17 protein-coding genes, 1 pseudogene and 1 riboswitch are annotated in these 20,350 nt (G+C 62.0%); of the genes and pseudogenes, 9 read left to right on the top strand and 9 right to left on the bottom strand.

Annotated features, from left to right (window positions below):
- Positions 1-33 precede the first annotated feature (33 nt).
- Genes cobM through HJW02_RS10795 form a run of 7 tightly spaced genes read right to left on the bottom strand, consistent with a single transcriptional unit; the run spans position 34 to position 8,584 of the window.
- Positions 34-2,652 (bottom strand): precorrin-4 C(11)-methyltransferase, encoded by a 2,619-nt coding sequence (gene cobM / locus HJW02_RS10765; protein WP_102721485.1) that lies wholly within the window; start codon positions 2,650-2,652, stop codon positions 34-36.
- Positions 2,649-3,866, bottom strand: a complete 1,218-nt coding sequence (cbiT, locus tag HJW02_RS10770) for a precorrin-6Y C5,15-methyltransferase (decarboxylating) subunit CbiT (protein ID WP_102721486.1) — start codon at positions 3,864-3,866, stop codon at positions 2,649-2,651. Before cbiT ends, cobM begins: the two co-directional genes overlap by 4 nt.
- Complete coding sequence (gene cbiD, locus HJW02_RS10775; protein ID WP_102721487.1) at positions 3,854-4,972, bottom strand: cobalt-precorrin-5B (C(1))-methyltransferase CbiD; 1,119 nt, start codon at positions 4,970-4,972, stop codon at positions 3,854-3,856. Before cbiD ends, cbiT begins: the two co-directional genes overlap by 13 nt.
- Positions 4,973-5,005: 33 nt before the next feature.
- Positions 5,006-5,668, bottom strand: a complete 663-nt coding sequence (locus HJW02_RS10780) for a precorrin-8X methylmutase (protein ID WP_102721488.1) — start codon at positions 5,666-5,668, stop codon at positions 5,006-5,008.
- A gap of 6 nt (positions 5,669-5,674) precedes the next feature.
- Positions 5,675-6,913 carry a hypothetical protein gene (locus HJW02_RS10785; RefSeq protein WP_102721489.1) on the bottom strand — a complete coding sequence of 413 codons (1,239 nt, stop codon included), beginning with the start codon at positions 6,911-6,913 and terminating at the stop codon, positions 5,675-5,677.
- Complete coding sequence (gene cobI, locus HJW02_RS10790) at positions 6,910-7,617, bottom strand: precorrin-2 C(20)-methyltransferase (RefSeq protein ID WP_102721490.1); 708 nt, start codon at positions 7,615-7,617, stop codon at positions 6,910-6,912. Before cobI ends, HJW02_RS10785 begins: the two co-directional genes overlap by 4 nt.
- Position 7,618: 1 nt before the next feature.
- Positions 7,619-8,584 (bottom strand): sirohydrochlorin cobaltochelatase, encoded by a 966-nt coding sequence (locus HJW02_RS10795; protein WP_102721491.1) that lies wholly within the window; start codon positions 8,582-8,584, stop codon positions 7,619-7,621.
- A 9-nt stretch (positions 8,585-8,593) separates the two neighbouring features.
- Positions 8,594-8,799, bottom strand: a riboswitch (cobalamin riboswitch).
- 278 nt (positions 8,800-9,077) lie between these two features.
- On the opposite strand from HJW02_RS10795, the gene HJW02_RS10800 reads away from it, so the two are divergent.
- Positions 9,078-9,452, top strand: a complete 375-nt coding sequence (locus HJW02_RS10800; RefSeq protein WP_102721493.1) for a TfoX/Sxy family protein — start codon at positions 9,078-9,080, stop codon at positions 9,450-9,452.
- Positions 9,453-9,494: 42 nt separating this feature from the next.
- On the opposite strand, the gene HJW02_RS10805 is transcribed toward HJW02_RS10800, so the two are convergent.
- Complete coding sequence (locus HJW02_RS10805) at positions 9,495-10,508, bottom strand: redoxin family protein (RefSeq protein WP_102753021.1); 1,014 nt, start codon at positions 10,506-10,508, stop codon at positions 9,495-9,497.
- Between the two features lie 164 nt (positions 10,509-10,672).
- Complete coding sequence (locus HJW02_RS10810) at positions 10,673-11,173, bottom strand: N-acetyltransferase (protein ID WP_102721495.1); 501 nt, start codon at positions 11,171-11,173, stop codon at positions 10,673-10,675.
- 193 nt (positions 11,174-11,366) lie between these two features.
- Between HJW02_RS10810 and HJW02_RS10815 the strand changes: the two genes are divergently transcribed.
- The 8 genes and pseudogenes from HJW02_RS10815 (at position 11,367) to HJW02_RS10845 (ending at position 20,345) form a co-directional block, all read left to right on the top strand.
- Positions 11,367-12,221: a hypothetical protein gene (locus HJW02_RS10815; RefSeq protein ID WP_102721496.1), complete on the top strand. Its 855-nt coding sequence runs from the start codon at positions 11,367-11,369 to the stop codon at positions 12,219-12,221.
- Positions 12,222-12,330: 109 nt separating this feature from the next.
- On the top strand, positions 12,331-12,855 hold the full coding sequence (locus HJW02_RS10820) for a hypothetical protein (protein ID WP_102721497.1): 525 nt from the start codon (positions 12,331-12,333) through the stop codon (positions 12,853-12,855).
- A 560-nt stretch (positions 12,856-13,415) separates the two neighbouring features.
- Positions 13,416-13,598 (top strand): annotated as a pseudogene (locus HJW02_RS14050) (four helix bundle protein); the annotation flags it as partial.
- Between the two features lie 84 nt (positions 13,599-13,682).
- The gene (locus tag HJW02_RS14055; protein ID WP_257228131.1) at positions 13,683-13,910 is read left to right on the top strand and encodes a four helix bundle suffix domain-containing protein; all 228 of its coding nucleotides are present in this window, start codon (positions 13,683-13,685) and stop codon (positions 13,908-13,910) included.
- Positions 13,911-14,049: 139 nt separating this feature from the next.
- On the top strand, positions 14,050-15,807 hold the full coding sequence (argS, locus tag HJW02_RS10830; RefSeq protein ID WP_022397399.1) for an arginine--tRNA ligase: 1,758 nt from the start codon (positions 14,050-14,052) through the stop codon (positions 15,805-15,807).
- Between the two features lie 13 nt (positions 15,808-15,820).
- A complete protein-coding gene (locus HJW02_RS10835) occupies positions 15,821-17,434 on the top strand; it encodes a tetratricopeptide repeat protein (protein WP_022397398.1) in 1,614 nt (537 codons plus the stop codon).
- A gap of 105 nt (positions 17,435-17,539) precedes the next feature.
- Entirely contained in the window at positions 17,540-18,094 is a 555-nt protein-coding gene (locus tag HJW02_RS10840; RefSeq protein WP_180972935.1) for a DapH/DapD/GlmU-related protein, read from the top strand.
- Between the two features lie 148 nt (positions 18,095-18,242).
- Positions 18,243-20,345, top strand: a complete 2,103-nt coding sequence (locus tag HJW02_RS10845; protein WP_022397396.1) for a M3 family metallopeptidase — start codon at positions 18,243-18,245, stop codon at positions 20,343-20,345.
- Positions 20,346-20,350 lie beyond the last annotated feature (5 nt).

Raw genomic sequence — 20,350 nt, forward strand, 5'->3', positions numbered from 1 at the left:
CAAATTCTGCGGATGCTGTCTTTCCGGATCAGGTCAGGATATTCCGTACTTGTCGGCGTAGCCTCTCCGTTCAAAAAGGACGTCTCCGTCCCTGATGGTCCGGGGGCCTCCCAGAAGCACCAGCGTGGACATGTCCACGTCCTCCAGCGGGAATTCGTCCAGCGTCCCCACCCATTTCCGTTGGGCCGGGCGCCCCGCGTGCTTCACGTAGGCGCAGAGGGTTTTCCCCCCGCGTTGGTTCCGGAAGATGCGCAGGGCCTCCTCCAGCAGATGGCGGCGTTTGCGTCCGGCGGGGTTGTAAAGGACCACGGGCAGCGCCGTTCCGGCGCTTTGCTCCAGGTTGGCACGGATTTCCTCCGCAGGGACCAGCAGGTCGGACAGGCTGAGCAGGCAGAAGCCGTTCTGGAGGGGCGCCCCCAGCGCGGAGGCGGAAATGCTGGCCGCCGTAATTCCCGGGAGCACTTCAATGCGGACCGGGGAAAAGCGTTCGTTTTCCTTCCTCATTTCGTAGAGCAGCCCGGCCATGGCCAGGATGCCCGGGTCACCGGAGCAGACCATGCAGACATTTTCCCCGTTCAGAGCCGCTTCCAGCGCGGCCGTGCACCGCGGCACTTCCCCCATCATCCCGGTCTGGATCATCTTTTTTCCGTGGATGCGTTCCCGGATGAAATCCAGGTATTTGGTGTAGCCGGCTATGCAGGTGCATTGCTCCATGGCTGCCGCCGCTTCCGGCGTAAGCTGGCCCGGAGACCCGGACCCCAGCCCGATGACGATGACATTTCCGGCTCCTTGACGGGCCTTGTTCCGGCTGCCGTGAGGGCACGTTGCCAGGGCCAGCGTGACGTTCCCGCCGCAAACGGTTTTAGGAGTGCTGATTTTACCCCCGGAGGCCAGAATGGCGGAAGCCTCGGAAACGGAATGAGTCCCCGTTTTTTCAAAGACGGCGTCTGACGGCGTGGGAATTTCCACCGCGTCCAGCTCGGCTGGCTCAAAGACATGGAAAGGCACATTCCATGTTGCGGCCAGGGCCAGGATGGCCGGTTCCTGCTCCTTGAGCGTGCAGGAGGCAAGGGCTTTGATACGGGACCGGGAGATTCCCTGCCGGGCAAGAAAGCCTTCCGCGTATTGCTGCAGCAGCCCGGGTTCCGTTCCTTTTTTGCAGCCTATTCCAAGCACGAAGGAGGATGACTGAATAAGCAGGGCGGCAGCTCCCCCCGCAGATTCCGGGGGCTCTTCATCCCAATAGACGGCGGGAACGTGCGGTTTTTCCGCGGCTTCCGCTCCATCCGCCCGCGCCGGAATGACCTGGGGACAGTCCTGCCAGTACCGTTCGTGGATTTCCTGCGGACCGTGAAAAGATACGGTGTCTCCGGCAAGCAGGGCCGCATTCAGGTTTTTGATGGCGTCCGGGTTGAGAACGCAGGCCTTTTCCCTGGCCGCCGCTTCGTCAAAGGCGGTGATTCCCCGCGTGTCCGTGGCGGTGGTGATGACGGCCTCCCCGCCGCTGATGCGGGCCAGCCTGCGCGCCAGGCGGTTGCCGCCGCCCAGGTGGCCGGAAAGCAGGGGAATGAGGTGGGAGCCGGACTCCGAACAGCAGACTACCGCCGGGTCCGTGGCCTTGTCCCGGAGCAGGGGAGCCGTTTTCCTGACGGCAATTCCCGTGGCTCCGATGAAAACGTGCGCGTCAAACAGGTTCCACTGCCGGGCAAGCAACGGGTCGAAGTCCTCCGGGGCAACCCGCGTGACTCCTTCCGTTTCCCCGGCCCTGCCTACGGAATGGATGACGGCTTTCCCCAGGGACTGGGAAATCTCCTGCGCCTTGCGGACTCCTTTTTCCGTGAAAGCGTAAAACGCGCAGCTTCCGTCGAACCGTTCGTCTTTCTTCTCATTCCGGTAGCCGTGGCTGAACTGGCCGTGGTAGAGCAGGGACTGCCCGCAGCCGTGCGCGCCGATGGCGTCTCCCACCAGAATGAGGGCCTGCCTGCCGATGCCCGCGCGGGCCGCTTCCGCGGCAATGGTGGACAGGGTGCCGCGGATGATTTTTTCATCCGGCCACGTGGCGCGGTACACCACTGCCGCCGCGGTATCGGGGGATTTCCCGGCGGAGACCAGCCGTGCGGCCAGTTCGTCCAGCTTGCCCGCGCTGAGGAAGAACGCCAGCGTGGCTCCCGTCCCGGCAAAGGCTTCGCAGGTTTCTCCCGCGGGCATGGGCGTTCTGCCCGGGGTGCGCGTCAGCACCAGGCTCTGGGCGAGTCCCGGATAGGTCAGTTCCGTGCGCAGGGCCGCCGCCGCGGCAAAAACGCTGCTGACCCCCGGCACCACGATGGATTCAATTCCCTTCTTGTCAAGCAGGTCGAATTGCTCCGCGATGGCTCCGTACATGGAGGGGTCCCCCGTGTGGAGGCGCACCACTTTTTTTCCTTCCAGCACGCCCCGGGCCATCACTTCCACCTGTTCCTCCAGGTTCATTCTGGAGCTGTCATGAAGTTCCGCCTCCGGGCGGCAGCGCTTGAGGTGCCCCGGGTTGACCAGGGACCCGGCATACACGACTACGTCGGCCTCCTTCAGGAGGGCGGCGCCTCGTTCGGTAATCAGGTCTTCGGCTCCGGGGCCGGCTCCTATGAAATGGATGGGAAAACAGGCGGTATTCATGCGCGGGAATAGGTAAAAAGGGTGATGCGGTTGCCGTGCCGCAGATGGTGGTAGGTTCCGGCAATGGGAGATTCGGAGGCGATGTCCAGGGAGAACATCCCCGTGCGTGCGGCGGCGTTCCAGCCGTAAAGCAGGTGCTCGCTTTCCGTGGTTACGGCGGAGGCTACCAGAAGGCCGCCGGGGTTCAGGGCGTCAAAACAGGCCTGCATGATGGATTCCAGCCCGGCGCCTCCTCCTCCCGTGAAAATGCGGTCGGGCTTGGGCAACGCGTCCAGGGCCTCCGGCGCTTCTCCCTGCATGCAGGCGTAATTCACGCAGCCCAGGCGCCGGCAATTCCGGCGCATCAGTTCCAGGCGGCCAGCCTGCCGTTCCAGCCCGTACACGGAAAGTCCGGGGCGCAGGGCGGCGGCTTCCAGGCCGATGGAGCCGCTCCCGGCTCCCACGTCCCACAGCACCCCCCAGGCCGGAAGGCGCAGCTTGGACAGGATGACCGCCCTCACTTCCTCCGCCGTAATCAGGTTATTCTCCTTTTCATAAAAATCCGCGGGCAGTCCCAGCGGCAGGACGGGCGCGGCTCCGGGGCGGTTGTCCGGCAGCAGCAGGAGCATGGAAGTAGGGGAGCATTCCTCCCGGGCCAGCTCCGCCAGGGTTCCTTGCAGAATGCGCTCGTCAGCCATTCCCAGGCATTGGGCCGCCACGGCGGAACGCCCCGCCGCTGACGGATGGAACTCCATGGCCGCCGCGGCCAGGCGGCAGGCGGTGAAGGGATGGCCACCGTAGATGACGGCGAGCGGCTGGGCCAGAATTTCCCCCCACGGAATATATTCCGTGCTGTGCGCGCTGAAGCAGCGTGCGCGGTCCCACGCCATGCCCAGGCGGTGGAACAGGGCCTGGAAGGACGTGGGGGCGGGGACGAATTCCAGCCGGTCTCCGTCACAAGCCAGGGATTGGAGCGTGCCGCCCATGCCGTGGAACAGGGCGTCTCCGGAGGACAGCACCACCACGTTGTTGCCGTGCCGTGCTTCTTCCAGGGCTTCCCGCGCCTGTTCCCGCGCGTTTTTGCCGATGGGGATGCGCCGGGCGTCGGAAGGGGGACAGGCTTCCAGCAGGGCGGAGGAGGCGTAAATGCTCTGTGCCTCTGCCAGTTTGCCAAGCAGGGCCGGGGACGGTTGAAGCGGACCTGTGCCGCAGGAAAAAACAGTCAGGGGTGGCATGGAGGTATGTCGAGAAGGAGGTTGCCGGAAAAGCCGGAAATCAGGAAACGGACGGGAAGGCCGGGCACGTGGCGCTGGAACTGGCGCTGCGCTTCCGCGGCGAGGTCGCGGTAAATGGAAAGGTGGGCCTCTTCCGGCGTCAGGGCGAGCGCCTGGCGGACGGAAGAACAGGCCAGGATGCCCCGGCGCGCTTCCCCGGAAAGCGGCGCATGGCGTTCCGCCGTGCGGAGAAAGAGCGGCATGTCCTGGGCCACCTTGTGGGCGTGGGTGTTGGCAAATCCGGCGGCGTACTTGCAGAGCTTGCCCGGCATGCAGGCCACTACGGCTTCCGTCATGCCCTGTTCACCTGCGCTCTGAAGGCTTTCCGCAATGAAATCCCCAATGCAGATGAAGGAAATGGAGGGGTATTCCGGCAGAAGGGTCTTCGCCAGCGCGGCGGTGCGCCCCCCGGTGCAGAACACGGCCTTCCTGAAGCCGGAAAGCCGGGTAGAGCGCACGCAGATGCGGATGGTGGCGATGTAGGCTTCATGGCTGTACGGGCGAACGATGCCGCTGGTGCCCAGAATGGAGATGCCCCCCACCACGCCAAGCAGGGGATTGAGCGTTTTCCCGGCGAGCTTTTCCCCGTCCCGCACGGAGATTTCCGCCAGCCAGCACCCTTCCCGCATGCCGGCGCGTGCCAGGTTGTCTGCAATCATGCGCCGCGGTCCGTGGTTGATGGCCCATTTGTGCTGCTCGCAGTCCAGGCCCGGCAGCGTGCACAGGCCTATGCCTCCGCCGGAGCGCAGGATGAGGAGGGCCCGGCCAATGGGCAGGAGATAATCTTCCCGGGCGGCCTGCTCCGGCACGGCTGCGCTTACGCGCGCTTCCAGCACGGCTCCATGGGTGCAGTCCGGGTCGTCCCCTCCGTCCTTGACGATGCGGGCGAACCCCGGCGCGCAGTCTGCCAGCGGAAGCGTTCTCGCCTCCCCGTCCGGGAAAAGCAGGGGAAGCGGTCCGTTGATTTCTTCCCCGTTCAGCGTTTTCCATGCGGCCGTGATGGCGGCGGCGGCATTGGCTCCTGTGGAAAATCCTTTCCGGAGCGGCTGGCGGAGGGGGGCGGACATGGATGGGGGACGGCTTTTTGGAATGCGGAAAACTTAGGAGGCGGGCAGGTTTTCCAGAATGGCGTGCAGGGTGGTCACGGCCAGGGCGCTCCCGCCGCGCCGCCCGTCCAGGACAATCTGCGGGACGGGGCACGTCCCGGCCAGCAGCTTGGATTCCACGACGTTGACGAAGCCCACCGGCATGCCTACGATCAGGGCGGGCCTGATGCCTTCCTCCAGCGCGTACCGGGCGATGCGGGCCAGGGAAAGGGGAGCGTTCCCGATGAGGACGATGGCTCCGTCCAGGATGGGGCGCGCTTTTTCCGCGGCGCAGATGGCGCGCGTCCTGCCTGTGGATTTGGCCTGTTCCGCAATGTCGGCATCGGAAATATGGCAGTGGATGTCCTCCCGGGCGTAGCCGGGATGGGCGCGCCTCAGCCGTTCCACGGAAAGTCCGGCGCGGATCATGTTGGAATCGCAAAAGATGGGGCAGTGCCTGCGGAGCGCCTCCAGGGCGGAGGGAATGGGATCATGGCGGAACGCCAGCCCCTCGCCGATGGAAAGGTCCGCCGTGGTGTGGATGAGCCGCCGCATGACCTTCCATTCGGCAGGCGGCAGCTCTTCCCAGCCGTGGAACTCCCGTTCAATGGCGGCAAAGCTCTCCGCCTCAATGGCGGCGGGGGGCATGTCCCAGCGGATGTTAAATTCAGAGGTCATGAGAAGTCAGTGGGTATAGTGGATGAAAAGTCCCGTCAGGGCAATAAGAAGGATGGCCCCGATCATGCGGGAAAGCTGCATGACCACCACGATGGTCAGGGCGTCCCGCGTGGGGAAGATGCCCATGGCGGAGGGAAGGTTGCGCCGCAGGGCGCGGATGGGGTTGCCGATGGCGCTGGCTACCAGCATGGCCAGCAGAATCTGGGAGGAGGTGACCATGCCGTGGCTGCGGAGGTTGGCGGCCACCCCTGCGGCCTGGACCAGGCCGCCCATCTGCGCGGCCACGATGCTCATGAGCTCCGCGGGAAAAATGCGGTTCACCCAGTCCGGCACATGTTCCTCCCACCAGGAAAACAGGCCGTTTTTCATCAGCCATTCCACGCCGATCATCAGGGGAACCGTCAGGCAGAGCATCCGGAAAACAAGCGCCAGCACCCGCAGGCACGTCTGGCGCAGGGATTTGCGCCATTCCGGGGAGGCGTGCCCCGCGGCGGCCACGGCGCCGGCATTCCCGGAATCCGGCACGGCGGCGGGGCTCTTCCTGCGGTGGAGGAACAGCACGGCCGCTATGAACAGGAAGCCGAAGCCCATCTGCCACCCGAAGTAGCAGATGGCGGGCAGCCCCACCGCGCCGATGACCGGATACGCCACCCGCAGGGAGTGGGAGACGTAGGAAAGGTAGCTGTTCACCATGCCGCCCGCAATCAGGTTGGAATGAGTAATTTTGCCTTCCGCATGGCTGCTCACCAGCATGCCGTTGGCGGCGGCATTGGAATAAAGCGCCGTGGGGATGGACAGGCTGATGATTTCCGGCAGGTGGGCCCAGCGGGCCAGTCCGCCGAACAGCTTGCCCAGGGCAAGATGCCAGCGGAAGATTTCAGCAATGCCGCCGATGAAGGCCGCCACGGCCACCAGGCCGATCAGGCTGCCAATCTGGGGAAGGCGCGCCAGAATTTTTCCCGCGCCTGTCTCCGGAACCTGGGTGTTCCGGGAATGATGGCTCTTTTTGGGCGGCGGGGCAGGGCTGGAAGCGGCGGCTTCCGTCTTTTCCCCTCCCGCCTGCGTTTCCCGGGTGGATTCCCCGGCAGGCTTCATGGCTGTGCGGGCTTTTCCCGAGCCCCCCGCGCCCATGCCGGCGGGCATGTGGACCACCATGACTCCGGAGGCTGCCAGGGCCAGCGCCAGCCAGAGCCAGCGGAGGGGCCGGCGCCAGGGATAGGTGCGGGAGTGCCTGGTGCCGTTCATGCCTTCTTGACGAACATCAGGGAAAGGTATTCTTCCGGCCTGGCGTCAATGACGTCGATGTCGTCCGTAATAAACTCGTCGGGCATGCCGAGCCTTTCCCCGTAAATGACGCGGATGTCCTTTTCCCGCCGGATGCGCTCCATCAGGCGCGCGCGGCTGCGGTAGGTCTTCATGAGAACGGTGGTGGTTCCGGGCGGGAACTCCAGGGAATCCGCCATCTCCGGCTTGAAGGCGGGAATGACCCGGAGCCGTTCCCCGTTTTCCACCAGTATTTGGCGGCTGCGGGCCGCCAGGGTGCAGAAGGAGGTGACGCCCGGCACCACTTCCGCGTGCAGGCCGGGATTCCGGCTGAGCAGGAGGCTCAGAATATAGCCGAAGGTGCTGTAGGTCATGGCGTCCCCCAGCGTGGCAAAGGCGCAGTCCAGGCCGCGGGAAAGAACTCCCTCAATAATGGCCGTATTCTTTTCAATCTGCTCCTGCCTGGTTCTCGCGTCGCGGGACATGCTGAAAACCAGCTTGCGGAACTCCGCCTTCACGCCGCCCACGGAACGCACCACCGCTTCGGAAATGCTGAAATCGCTGTTGGGTCCGGTCACCGTAAACACCACGTCCACGGAGCGGAAGACGTTGACGGCCTTGAGCGTGAGGTATTCCGGATTTCCGGGGCCGATGCCCACCCCGTAGAACTTTCCAGGGCTGGCCATGTCAATGCGCTTGTTTGGGGGTCATGAGGTCGTCCTCCGTGGTCCGGGCATGGCGGGAGAAAACGGCGCGGATGCCCGGGTTTTCCCCCAGCCCACGCAGGTGGGTCTTGACGGTGAAGCCCTCCTTCCTGAGCATGGAAGCCCAGGAATCCTCCTCATCCCCGCCCAGGTCGTTCTTGGCGTGGTCTCCGGCCACCAGCATGAAGGGGGCCAGCCAGACGGTCTTGGCGCCGGACTTTTTAAGCTGTTCCAGAATGGGGGCCACCCCCCGCGTTCCTTCCACGGTGGCGAAAAACGCCAGGCTGTCGCGGTCGTTCAGCTCGCGGGCGAAGTCGGAAAGCACCATGTCGCAGCGTCCTTCCTGCTGGCCGTGCCCCATGAGCAGGATGGCTTCATCCTTCTTCCGTTCCGCGGGGAAATGCTCCAGAAGGGCCGTGATGGCCTCGTTCCTGTCCCGTTCGCTTTCCAGCAGGGGGCGGCCGATAAACACGTGGTCAAAGCTGTCCGGATGGCGCGCCAGGAAACTGACGATCTGCCTCTCCATCCGGGAAAACTCCTCGCCGGGGGCGATGTGGAGGGACTGGACGCGCAATGTGCGTATGCCTTTGCGGGCCATCTGTTCCAGATTTTCCTCCACGGAGGGAACGGGGGTTCCGCGTCCGGCAAGCTTCCTGCGGATAATGCTTGAAGTGTAGCTCCACTTCAGGCGGTCCGGGGCATAATGGGCCAGCATGTCCTTCTCCAGCTCCTTGTAGGAGACGGTAGCGTCCTGGTGGCTGGTCCCGAAGGCCACGAGAAGAAGCCCTTCCTGCCGTGACGGCGCCGCCTGTTCCGCCGGGGCGGGGGACGCTTCCTCCCTGCATGGGGCGGCGGAAAGCACGGGCAGGGAAAACAGGGTGAGTCCTGCAAGAAAAACGGAGGAAAGGGGCAGGAATGCCCCCGGAAGGTAAGAGGATGCTTCAATCATGCGTTGATGAGGTATGGTGAACCGAAGCAAGGATATTCGGACTCCGGGTCTCCAACCTCCCCCTCGCCTTCACCCTCCGGAATGGGAGGACTGGCTGACCGGAACGCTGGCGGAAAAGCGTTCCTTGAGGGTTTGTAACCCGATACCGCAGCGCGACTGTTTCCGGTTCTCACGGAATTCCCCGTTGCTTCGGCGTGTTTAATGGCGTTTTTAGCCGTCACTGTCAATGTTTATTAGAACGCCGCCGAATTTCCGGAGGCTGGGAAAAAATGTGCGTGGACGGGTAAAAACCGCCTTTTGGCCGTTCCTGCGCCTGCTTTTGGAAAAAATGCAGGGTTCCGGATGCGGAAGCGGTGGAAGACGGGGCATTCCGGGGTGCAGAAATCCCGGCGGAAAAGAGAGGGAGGAAGCGCCCCATTCCCTACCGTGCCGGGGCTTTCCAATCCGGTGGGCCGCAGGCCGGAGTTTGCTGCTTGCAGAAGGCGGGGCAGGTATGAGAACATGGAACATGGCTTCTTCCCCGGATGTTGTAGAATATATCTGTTTCCAGCTCCGGCATGCCGGGGACATTTCCTTCAAAAAAATGTTTGGGGAATACGGCCTGTACTGTGACCGGAAATATTTCGGCCTGGTATGTGACAACCAATTATTTGTCAAAATCACGGAGCCGGGCCTGAAGCTGCTTCCGCAGCAGGAGCAGGGCAGTGCCTATCCCGGCGCCAGGCCGCATTTCCTGATGACGGAACTGGATGATGACCGGGCTCTCTCCTCCTTTGTCCGGGCAACCTGTTCCGTTCTCTCCGCTCCGGATGTCTTATCCGGGAAGAAGAAAAAAGCTTCCGGAGAAAAAAGAAACAGGCGTCCGTAAACGCCTGTTTGTTCCGGATGAAATGCCGTTCGGCTGAAAGGCTTATTTATCTTCCGGAGCCTCTGGCACAGCCAGGGAAGAAAGGCTCTTTTTCAGATTGCCCGCAACGGTCTGCGTGGCTTCATTATCGGACTCCGCGAATTTGTCCACGGCCTGCGCCAGGGACTTAAGGTCGGATTCCGAAACCTTGCGGCCTTTCGCCTTCCGCTGTTCCAGGCCGGAAATCTTCTTGTAGAGGTCGGCCAGCTTCGGCAGGTCCTTGTTCGCCTTCAGAGCCGCCAGCGGTTCGTCAAACTCCTTGACGGAGGGGACCGCCGTCTTGAGGCGCGTGATGGCCGTCACCGCTTCCAGCGGGTTGGACTGGATCTGGGCCTGCACCATGTCCTTGGCGTCTCCCAGCCATTCGTCAAAAGCGGCGCAGACGGCCTGGGCCTCCTCGTCGTCCGTTTTCTTCCGCAGGGGCGTGATCTTGGACTCGATGTTGCTGCCGTTGGAAACGACTGTCTTGGCCAGGGACTTGTACTTGTCCAGCTCCACGCCTTCCAGGATGGGAAGGCCGCGTTCCACCTTCATCACCTCCTTTTTCACCAGGTCGTAAAGCTGGGTGGGATGCCCCTTGGCCACCACCTTTCCGTTGGCCCCGATCAGCACCGCATGCGGCAGGCCGCCCGGGCAGGAGGCCGCCGGAATATCCAGCCCCTGGTAAACGGGGAAGGTAATCTTCTTTTCCTCCAGGAACTGCTTCACTCTGGGGGTCAGCCCCTGGCGGTGGCTGCCAACCACGGTGAAGCCCTTGGACTGGAATTTGTCCTGTAATTCCTGCAAATGCGGCATGCTGGCGATGCAGGGAGGGCAGTTGATGCCCCAGTATTCAAAAAACACCACCTTCCCCTTCAGGTCGGAAGCCTTGATTCTCGGCCCGTGGAGGTGGCTGCCTTCGTCAAAGGATGGGTAGGTGACTTTGGCGCCGTTCCCGTTGTCCGCCGCGTGGAGGAAAGCCGGGGCCGTCATGGCGGCAATGGAGCCGGACAGAATGAGGGCAGTAAAGGTTTTCATAGGATGGATGATGCAGAATCCCGCATTGAGTGTCAAGAAGGAAGCTCGCGCCCCGCGCTGCCTTCTCCGGTTGTTTCCTCGGCTGTCCCGCCTGTTCTGTTTCGACGGGCTGCGCACTTCCGGTCCGGGGAAGCCCGGCGGCCCGTTCCCGTGGGAAAAACGCTTCAGGCAATATCCAGCCCCATGATGTAATCCGTCATGTAATAGCCGTGGCCGATGTGGAAATCCCCGCGTTCCAGTTCCCGCATCCCCATGCGCCGGTAAAACTCCACCGCCCGGGTATTGTAGCGGTTCACGTTCAGGCGCATCAGGCACGGTTCCGGGTGGATGCTCCTGATGTAGCTGACGGCCTGGCGGAACAGGTAGCTGCCGATGTGCAGCCCCTGGAAGCCGGGCAGAACATAAATTTTCTGCAAGTGGAAGACGCCGGGGCCTTCCGGCTGGACGGACAGGTAGCCGCAGTCCTCCCCCTGGTGGGAGGCGATGAAATACACGTGCCCTTCCTCCATCTGCTTCTCCAGATTGGCGGGGGAATACATCCAGTCCATCATGAAATCCATCTGCTCCTGGGAAAGGAGGTCCCGGTAAGTGGCCGGAAAAGCCTGGAGGGCCAGTTCATGAATCAGCATGATGTCGTCCTTGGCGGCTTGGCGGAGTGTTGGCATGGCGGGAATATTACACGGAAAAGCCCCGGATGAAAAGGGCCTCTTCCACGTTCCCGGCGGAATTTTCCGTCCATGGCCCACTTTCCCCTCCCTATTCCGCCGGGGACGCCGTATGCTGGATGACACAGGCTTTTTTGACGGAAACCGGGGGGAAATCCTGTCTGTATTGTGAACCCTGCATGCATGCCAAATCATGAGAGAACCCATTCCCATACAACAATGGCTCCCCGCGGGGCCGCTGAGGGACATGGGTGAAAAATACGTGAGCGGCCTTCCGGACGTGGCGCAGAACCCCATCGGCCCGGAATCCCTCATGCACCAGTCCGACCACTCCTGGACGGAATACCTGGTGGCCTACTCCCTGCTGTATCCGTGGGTGGTGATCGCGCTGGGCCTCCTGGGCGGGCTGGCCCTGGGGGCCTACTACCTTTTTTGCCGCCGCCGGGAATACGACCACCGCATTTTCTGCTCCAAATGCGGCACCATGATGTACCCGTGCGGCCTGCACTGCCCCAAGTGCGGCACGCCCAATCCCAAACCCCGCGCCCTGAACTGGATTGGTTATTCCAGGCTGCGCACCGTGATTCCGTCCACCGGATGGAAAAGGCATGAGGAAGTCCTCCGCAGCTACCGGCGGTGCTTCTACTGCGGCCAGCCGCTCCATGAGCCTACGCTGAACCAGCGCTGCCCCGCCTGCGGAAAGGCGGTGCTCCAGGGGGAACAATCCGTGGACCAGTATGATGCGTATGTTGGCCGCCGCAGGGGCTGGACCTTTGCGGCCGTGGTCGTGCTGGGCATCATTCCCATCCTGGGGCCGCTGCTGGCCTCCTCCCTGTACAAGAGGACGCTCATCAACCCGTATTCCCTGTACATGACCGTATTCAGGGAAAGCTTCCTGATGGTGGTGCTCTTCCTGTGCCGCCACCTGTTCCGCCTGCTGCCGTTCATCGGAATCATCGGCATGCCCGTCCTCTGCGTGACGGAATACCACCTGTACCGGCGCATGTTCCTGTGGAAGACGGAGAAATATGACTTCGGCGAGAAGTAGGGGGGGCCTCCGGGCGGGAGCTTCTTCCCGGGGCGGCCTTTCCGGTGCATCCACGGGAAATGATGGGCTGCGGGATTGACTTGGAATCCGGGCCACGTACCTTTCCCCCATGCAGATGCGTTATGTCCTCTTGCCCTTCCTGGGAGCCCTTTGCCTGGCCCTGGCCGCCTGTTCCGTCACATACGGCAACAAATCCGTGGCGTCCCCGGAAGTATACGGCAGGCTGGCGCCGGGAAAATCCTCCAAGGCGGACGTTTACGACGCGCTGGGCCAGCCCTCCGACGTGGTGACCATGAAAAACGGCGTCTTGTGGACCTACCGCTACCGCAAGGCTAAAAACGACTTCCTGGGCAATATTCCCCTCTTTGGCGTCGGCCTGATTGCCGGAGGGAAAAACGGGGACGTTTATACGGTGCTGGCCCTGTTTGACCGGCGGGGCGTGCTGGCCTCCCGCACGGCGGCGCGGCAGAAGCTGTACACCTCCAATCTGGCCTCCCTGAAACGTTCCCTGGACGTCATGATGGAGGGCGAATCGTCACACCGGCGGGTGGAAACGGAGATGAAAAAAATAGGCAGGCCCTTTGATCCGTCTGCGGCCAAGGATGCGGACCTGCTGGAAAAGTCTCTTGATTAACGGCCTGCGGGCTTTCTCTTTCTTATTGTATCAAGTATGACAAGGAATCGTTTTTTTCTAATGGACTAAACTTACTGCATACAGTAAGTAGGCGGCGTTCCCCGAAGGGATACGGCAGGGATTCTTCCTGAATTCCTCCGCTCCCGGTGGAGCAAACCCTATAGAAAAAATAGAATGAAAATGAAAAGAAAACTCGCATTGGTTCTGGCGAAGGCTTTCTCCGGAAAGTCCGTGCCGGAAAAGAAACGGGAAAAAGAGGCCAGGGCCTCCAGGAAACTGGAAGCATGGCTGAAGGCTTCCAGAATGCGGTCCTTCTAGGAAAGGCCTGCTGACGGAAAAGGCGGATTCGGGCGCTGGCCGCCCGGTTCGCGGGGAGGGACGGGGAGAAAAAAATTGAGTCTCCTTTTTTTCATCGTACCATAAAACGATGAAGCGCGTGAATGGGACGATGGGGACGGCTGGGTCCTTTGGGACGGAGAGGGAAGGGAGGACAGATGGATGACGGGCGTTTACTGCCTAAGTGAGGCGGCTACAGACGGCTTCTTTCATTCCGCAAGGCCCAAATCATTTACGATTTGACGGTAGCTTTCTGCAGACGCTACTTGAGTCGTGATGCGCGTACTACTGACCAGATGGTGCAGGCGGCGCGTTCCGGCAAGCAGAATATTGCGGAGGGGAGCATGGCTTCCGTTACTTCCCGTGAAACGGAAATCAAGCTGACCAATGTAGCCCGGGCCAGCTTGGAAGAGCTTCTGCTGGACTATGAAGATTATTTGCGTACGCGCGGGTTGAGGCTATGGGATAAGGATTCTCCCGAATCTCTGTTTATGCGGAAGGCCTCCCTGCGGCATGACCATTCGGAATGGTTTTTAAATCTGGCTCATTCCAGAAACGATGAAGTGTTCGCGAATATGGCGGTTTGTCTGATTCATCAGGCCGCTTTTCTCTTGAAAAAACAAATGAATGTACTGGAAGAACGGTTTTTGCAGAAGGGAGGCTTAAGGGAGAGAATGACCCGGCTGCGGAAGCAGAGGAGAAAGTCGGGAAGCTCGTAAAAGCAATTGTCTCACCGGTCTCATTCGTCCCAATGGTCCTCCCGGGCAATTTCCGGGCTGGGTTGCGGGTCAAAAGATATGTCTTCATGACAGTTGCGCCTTGACTACGGCGTTGGAATGTCCGTTCATCTGGGCAGACATGACCATACCCGGAATTCTTGAAGAAAAGTTGTCCGCCGCATTGAAAGCGGTGTTGGGGGAGGAGCTTCCCGCTGATTTTTGCGCCAGTGTGACGCCGTCCGCGGATTTGCGGTTCGGGGACTATCAGAGCAACGCCGCCATGGTGCTTGCCAAGCGGTGCCGCACGAATCCCCGCGCTCTGGCCCAGCAGGTGGTGGACCGGATGGGGCAGGACGGCGTCTGCTCCCTGGAAATCGCCGGGCCCGGCTTCATCAACTTCCGCATCAAGCCGGAATTTTACGCCGCGCGCCTGCTGGCCATGCTGGCGGACGACCGTCTGGGGGTGGAGAAGGTGCAGGACCCCAAAACCATCGTCATTGACTTCTCCGCGCCCAACGTCGCCAAGCCCATGCATGTGGGCCATATCCGCTCCACCATCATCGGTGACGCCCTCTCCCGCGTGGCCCGCTTTGTGGGGCACAACGTGATTACGGACAACCACATCGGGGACTGGGGCACCCAGTTCGGCATGATCCTGTGGGGCTGGAAGAACATTCTGGACGAGCAGGCCCTGGCCGCCAACCCCATTGACGAACTGCTGCGGGTGTACAAGGACGTGAACCTGATGTGCAAGGAAAAGCCGGAACTGCTGGACACCTGCAAGGCGGAGCTGGTGAAGCTCCAGGCCGGGGACGGGGAAAACCTGGCGATCTGGAAGCGCTGCGTGGAAGTCTCCAAATCCGGCCTTTCCAAAATCTACGGCCAGCTTGACATCCACTTTGACTACTGGCTGGGGGAAAGCTTTTACAACGACGCCCTGGCCCCGCTGGTGGACGGCATGATCGCCGCCGGAATGGCCCGTGAGAGCGACGGCGCCATCTGCGTGTTTTCCGACGGCTCCGTGCCGCCCAATGAAGACCCCTTCCTGGTGCAGGACAAGGGGGAATGGCGCGCCAACCCCTGCATCATCCGCAAGGCGGACGGCGGCTTCCTGTACGCCACCACGGACCTCGCGACGCTGGACCACCGCATCAGGACGTGGGGGGCGGATTCCATCTGGTACGTGGTGGGCGCCCCCCAGGCCCTGCATTTCCGGCAGATTTTCTCCACGCAGCGCCGCCGCGGCATGGACGGGGACTACCGCCACATCGCCTTCGGCTCCATCCTGGGGGACGACCGCAAGCCTTTTAAAACCCGCTCCGGGGATACCGTCTCCCTCCAGGACGTGCTGGATGAAGCCATTGAACGCGCCGCCCGCGTGGTGGAGGAAAAGAGCCCGGACATGCCGGAGGAGGAAAAAAAGCGCGTGGCGGAAGTCGTGGGCATAGGAGCCGTAAAATTTGCGGAGCTCTCCCAGAACCGAATGACGGATTACGTCTTCAACTGGGACAAAATGCTGGCCCTCCAGGGGGACACGGCCCCGTACCTCCAGAACTCCTATGTGCGCGTCCGTTCCATCTTCCGCAAGCTGGACGGCAGCCCGCTGGACTGGTCCGCCCCCATTCAGCTTTCAGAAGATGCGGAAATGCATCTGGCGCGGCTCCTGGCCCGGTACGGGGAAGTGGTGCCGCAGGTTCTGGACGACTGCCGCCCGAACGTGCTGGCCGCCTACCTCTTTGACCTGGCCCGGGCCTTCCACTCCTTCTATGAGGCGTGCCCGGTCCTGAAATCGGAAGGGGCTGTGCGGCACTCCCGCCTGGCCCTGTGCGAGCTGACGGCCCGCACCCTCAAGCACGGGCTGGGCCTGCTGGGCATCCAGCTTCCGGACAGAATGTAACCGTTTCTTCCTTATGAACGCCTCTTTCCGCCATGTCCTGCTGGCCGCCGCCATGGCGGGATTCTGTTCCGCTGCTGGGGGCGGGGAACACGGGTACTGGATGAGCAGCCCGTCCCTGAACGGCTGGCGGGAGGCCGTCTTCCGCGCCGGCGTTCCGGCACAGCCTGCCGTGCTGCCGCCCGGCGTGGAGCCGATGATGGTGGGCTCCTCCTCTCCTGCCGCGCAAATGCTGGTGCTGGAAGGAATGACGCATCTGCTCACCTTCGGGGACATGCGTGCTTTCCGGAAATTTGACGCCGCGCTCCGGCTGGACCCGGACTGCCTCATGGCCCACTGGGGCAGGTGCATGAGCCTGATGGGCGCCGGACCCGCTTTTCAGGACCAGCGCGTCCATTCCATGAAGCGCATGAAGGAGCTGGCGCTGCGTCCGGACTGTCCGGAACAGGAACGCGCTTATGCGGACGCCCTGGCCGTGCTGCTGATGAACGGCCCCGTAAAGGCGCAGGAAGCGTGGAAAACCATCTGCTCCACCTGGAAGCGCGACCCTTACGCACCCCTCTTTTACGCCATGCTCCTGCGGGACGGCTTTGACGGGCACGGCAACCCCGGAGAGGGGCAGAAAGAGGCCGTCCGCGTGGTGGACGCCGTCCTGAAAGAACGCCCCGGCTCCCAGGCCGCCCTGTTCATGCGCGCTCTGCTGGAGGAAGTGGCTCCCGTCATTTCCCCGGAAACGGTGGAAACCGCCCGCAAGGCCGTGGCCGCCAACCCCTTCTCCGCGTCCGCCCATCATCTGCTGGGCCATTGCCTGTTCCGCACGGGGGACTATGAAGGGGCATGCGCCGCCTTCAAGGACTCTGAAAACCTGTGCCTGGCCTGGGAAAAGGCGGAAAACGTTCCCCCCGCGCTGGATGACGCCTGGTTCCGCTCCATCCTTTACCGGGCCGTTTCCGAATTCTGCGCCGGACATTACAGGCAGGCGAATGCCGTCGCCGCCCGCGCCGCTTCCGTTCCCCTGGACAAAAAGCATCCGCTGGCCCCCGGCACCCTCCTGCAAATATGGGAGGCCAGGACACTGCCCGCGCGCCTGATGCTGGCCCGGCCTGACCTGCCCGCGCAGGCTCTTGTGCTCAAGGCTTCTCCGGGACCGCTGCCCAAGGGATTTCCGGACTTGAGCAACGGCATGGCGGCAGTGGTCACCCAATACATGGGCGCCTGTTACTCTGCCAGGCAGGGCAGGCCGGGCGCCGTGGCGTCCGCCTTTGACAAACTGTCCGGCGTTCTGCGCCTGCTCATGGACGGCGCGGACGCCGCCCGGCGGCAGATGAGCGTCTCCTACTGGGCTCGCTGCCTCCAGATGGGAAGCCTGTATTCCTCTGAAATCCGCTCCCTCATGTTCCCGGACTCCGCCAGCGTCTGGATGTCCGAGGCCATCGGGAGCCAGCGCTTCTCCTCCCTGCTGCTGCCCCCCGTGGTGCCGTACCCCGCGGAATGGAAGCTGGCCCGCGCCTATCTGAAGGCCGGGAAATACCGGGAATGCGCGGACATGTGCGAACAGGCGCTCAAACGCTTCCCGAACCATGCCGGAGTGCTGGACACGCTGAAACAAGCCCGCGCCGCCGGAAAATAATCCATCCTGCCATCCTGCCGTTTCTCATGGAACGGACTGGAGACTCCGTCCCCGGCAGACGGGAAAGGGACTGGGATGAATAAAAACTTTGGAAAGGCGAACAACATGGATATTTACGAAAGACTGAAAAACGGAGAACCGATCAACACCCGGGAATCCAGGGAATTCAAGGAAATACTGTGGCCGGAAACGGTGAGAAGCCGCACGCTTTGCCAGAAAATCAATTCGCTCCCACCGTTTGACGGGGAAGTGCGGGCGCTCGTGAATGAACTCTTTGAGGGCAGGTTCCCGGAATCCTCCAACATCTCTCCCCCCTTCCAGATTGACCGCGGACACTGCGTCTCGGTGGGCGAGCGCGTATTCATCAATGAAGGCCTGGACGTGATGGCCGCGGGAAGCGTCACGATAGAAGATGACGTGCTGATCGGGCCGCAGGTCTCCATACTGACGTCCAATCATGATGCCGGCAACTTGTTCATCTTGAAAAATAAGCCTGTAGTGATAAAAAAAGGGGCGTGGATCTGTTCCAGGGCGGTTCTCTGTCCCGGCGTCACGGTGGGTGAAGGGGCTGTCGTAGGCGCCGGCTCCGTCGTAACGAAGGATGTCGGTCCGCATACCCTGGTAGGCGGGAACCCCGCAGCATTCATTAAAAATATTTAACAGGCAAACGCCGCTCCTCCGGATTCTCCTAAAACATGGTAAACTTCATCTTTTCATGGCCGCCGCAGGGAAGGCCGGAGCTCCCATGAACTCCTGTATTCCCGGAATAAGGCCATCTTCATTTTCAATAACAAATACATCAAGCAACATGAACCATCCCTATCTGGACCCCTCCTTCCTCGTTTCCTGGTCACGGCTCACGCCGGACGCCATCAAGCCGGACGTTACGGAAGCCATCGCCCGCGCCAGGGCGAACATCCAGGCCATCTGCGACCAGCCGCTGGACTCCCTGACCTATGAAAGCACCTTCGGCGCTCTGGAAAAAGCCTCTGAGGAACTGCACCTCGGCTGGGGCCGCATCATGCATCTGGACTCCGTCAATGACGAACCCGCCCAGCGGGAAGCCATCGGGGAAATGCTGCCGGAAGTGGTCGCCTTCTCCTCCTCCGTTCCGCTGAACCCGTGCCTGTGGACGGTCCTGAAAGCAGCCGCGGCCTGTGACTGGGTGAAAAACCTCTCCCCCGTCAGGCAGCGCTTCATTCAGGAAACGCTGGCGGACTTCCGTGAAAGCGGGGCGGACCTGCCGGACGAGGTAAAGCCGGAATATGCGGAAATAGAAGCCCGGCTCTCCCTGAAGACCAAGAAATTCGCGGAAAACGTGCTGGACTCCACCAACGCCTGGGAACTCATCGTGGAAAATGAAGCGGAACTCTCCGGCCTGCCGGACTCCGCGAAGGAAGCCGCCCGGCTGGACGCCCTGGCCAACGGCCACGGCACGGAAGAAGCCCCCCGCTGGCGTTTCACGCAGAAATTCACCTCCCTCCAGCCCGTCATGCAATTTGCGGACTCGGACGGACTGCGCCGTAAAATGTGGGAAGGCTCCTGCTCCATAGGGAAGGACGGGGAATATGACAACGAGGCCCTCATTGCGGAAATCCTGGAACTGCGGGATAAAAAGGCCCATCTGCTGGGGTATGGCTGCTTTGCGGACTACGCCACCTCCCGCCGCATGGCCGGGAGCGGAGCCAACGCCTTGAATTTTATTAATGACCTCCATGACAAGGTGAAGCCCTCCTTCCTGAAAGACATGGAAGCCGTACGGCGGTACAAGGAGGAAAAAACCGGAAAACCCGTGGAAAAGCTCTCCCCGTGGGAAACCGCCTACTGGTCTGAAAAACGCCGCCGCGAGCTCTACTCCTTTGACGAGGAAGATTTGCGCCCGTACTACTCTGTGGAAAAGGTGATGGACGGCCTCTTCTCCATCTACTCCGGCCTGTACGGCATCACGGTAACGCCGCGCCCCACGGTGGCGTTCAAGCCCGGTGAATCCGGGGAAGTGCCGGAAGGCGCGGTGGAAGTATGGCACCCGGACGTCCTGTTCTATGAACTGCATGATGCGGAAAGCGGGGAACATCTCGGTTCCTTTTATGCGGACTGGCATCCGCGGGACTCCAAGCGCGCCGGAGCGTGGATGAACTACCTCAGCGTGGGGGAACCCCCGCGCGGCGGCAAGCCCCGCGTGCCCCATCTGGGCCTCATGGTCGGCAACATGACCAAGCCCGTTGGGGACAAGCCCGCGCTGCTGTCCCACCGGGAGGTGGAAACCATCTTCCATGAATTCGGCCACCTGCTGCACCAGCTCCTCTCTGATGTGGAGGTGAAATCCCTGGCTGGCACCAACGTGGCCTGGGACTTTGTGGAACTGCCCTCCCAGATCAATGAAAACTGGTGCTGGGAGCGGGAATCCGTGGACCTCTTCGCCGCGCACTATGAAACGGGTGCAACAATCCCGGACGAACTGTTCTCCAAAATGCGCGCCGCCCGCAACTACATGAGCGGCACGGACTTCATGCGCCAGCTCTGCTTCGGCAAGCTGGACCTGGAGCTTCACGTGAACTGGCCGCAGTACAAGGGCGCTCCGCTGGAGGAAACGGATGAACGCATCCTGGCGGACTACCGGGTGCCCATGACCCACCGCGGTCCCTCCGTGGCGCGCCGCCTGACCCACATCTTCGCGGACCCCACGGGTTATGCCTCCGGCTACTACTCCTACAAATGGGCGGAAGTGCTGGAAGCGGACGCCTTCAGCCGCTTCCTGAAGGAAGGGGTGCTGAACCCGCAGACCGGGCGCGACTTCCGCCGCTGCATCCTCAGCAAGGGCAACAGCAAGCCTGCCGCGGAACTCTACCGCGACTTCATGGGCCGTGATCCGGACGCGGAAGCTCTGCTTGTCAAATCCGGCGTCCTTTAAATCAA

The organism is Akkermansia sp. GGCC_0220, from assembly GCF_017566105.1.
In the GTDB taxonomy this organism is placed as follows: Bacteria; Verrucomicrobiota; Verrucomicrobiia; order Verrucomicrobiales; family Akkermansiaceae; genus Akkermansia; species Akkermansia massiliensis.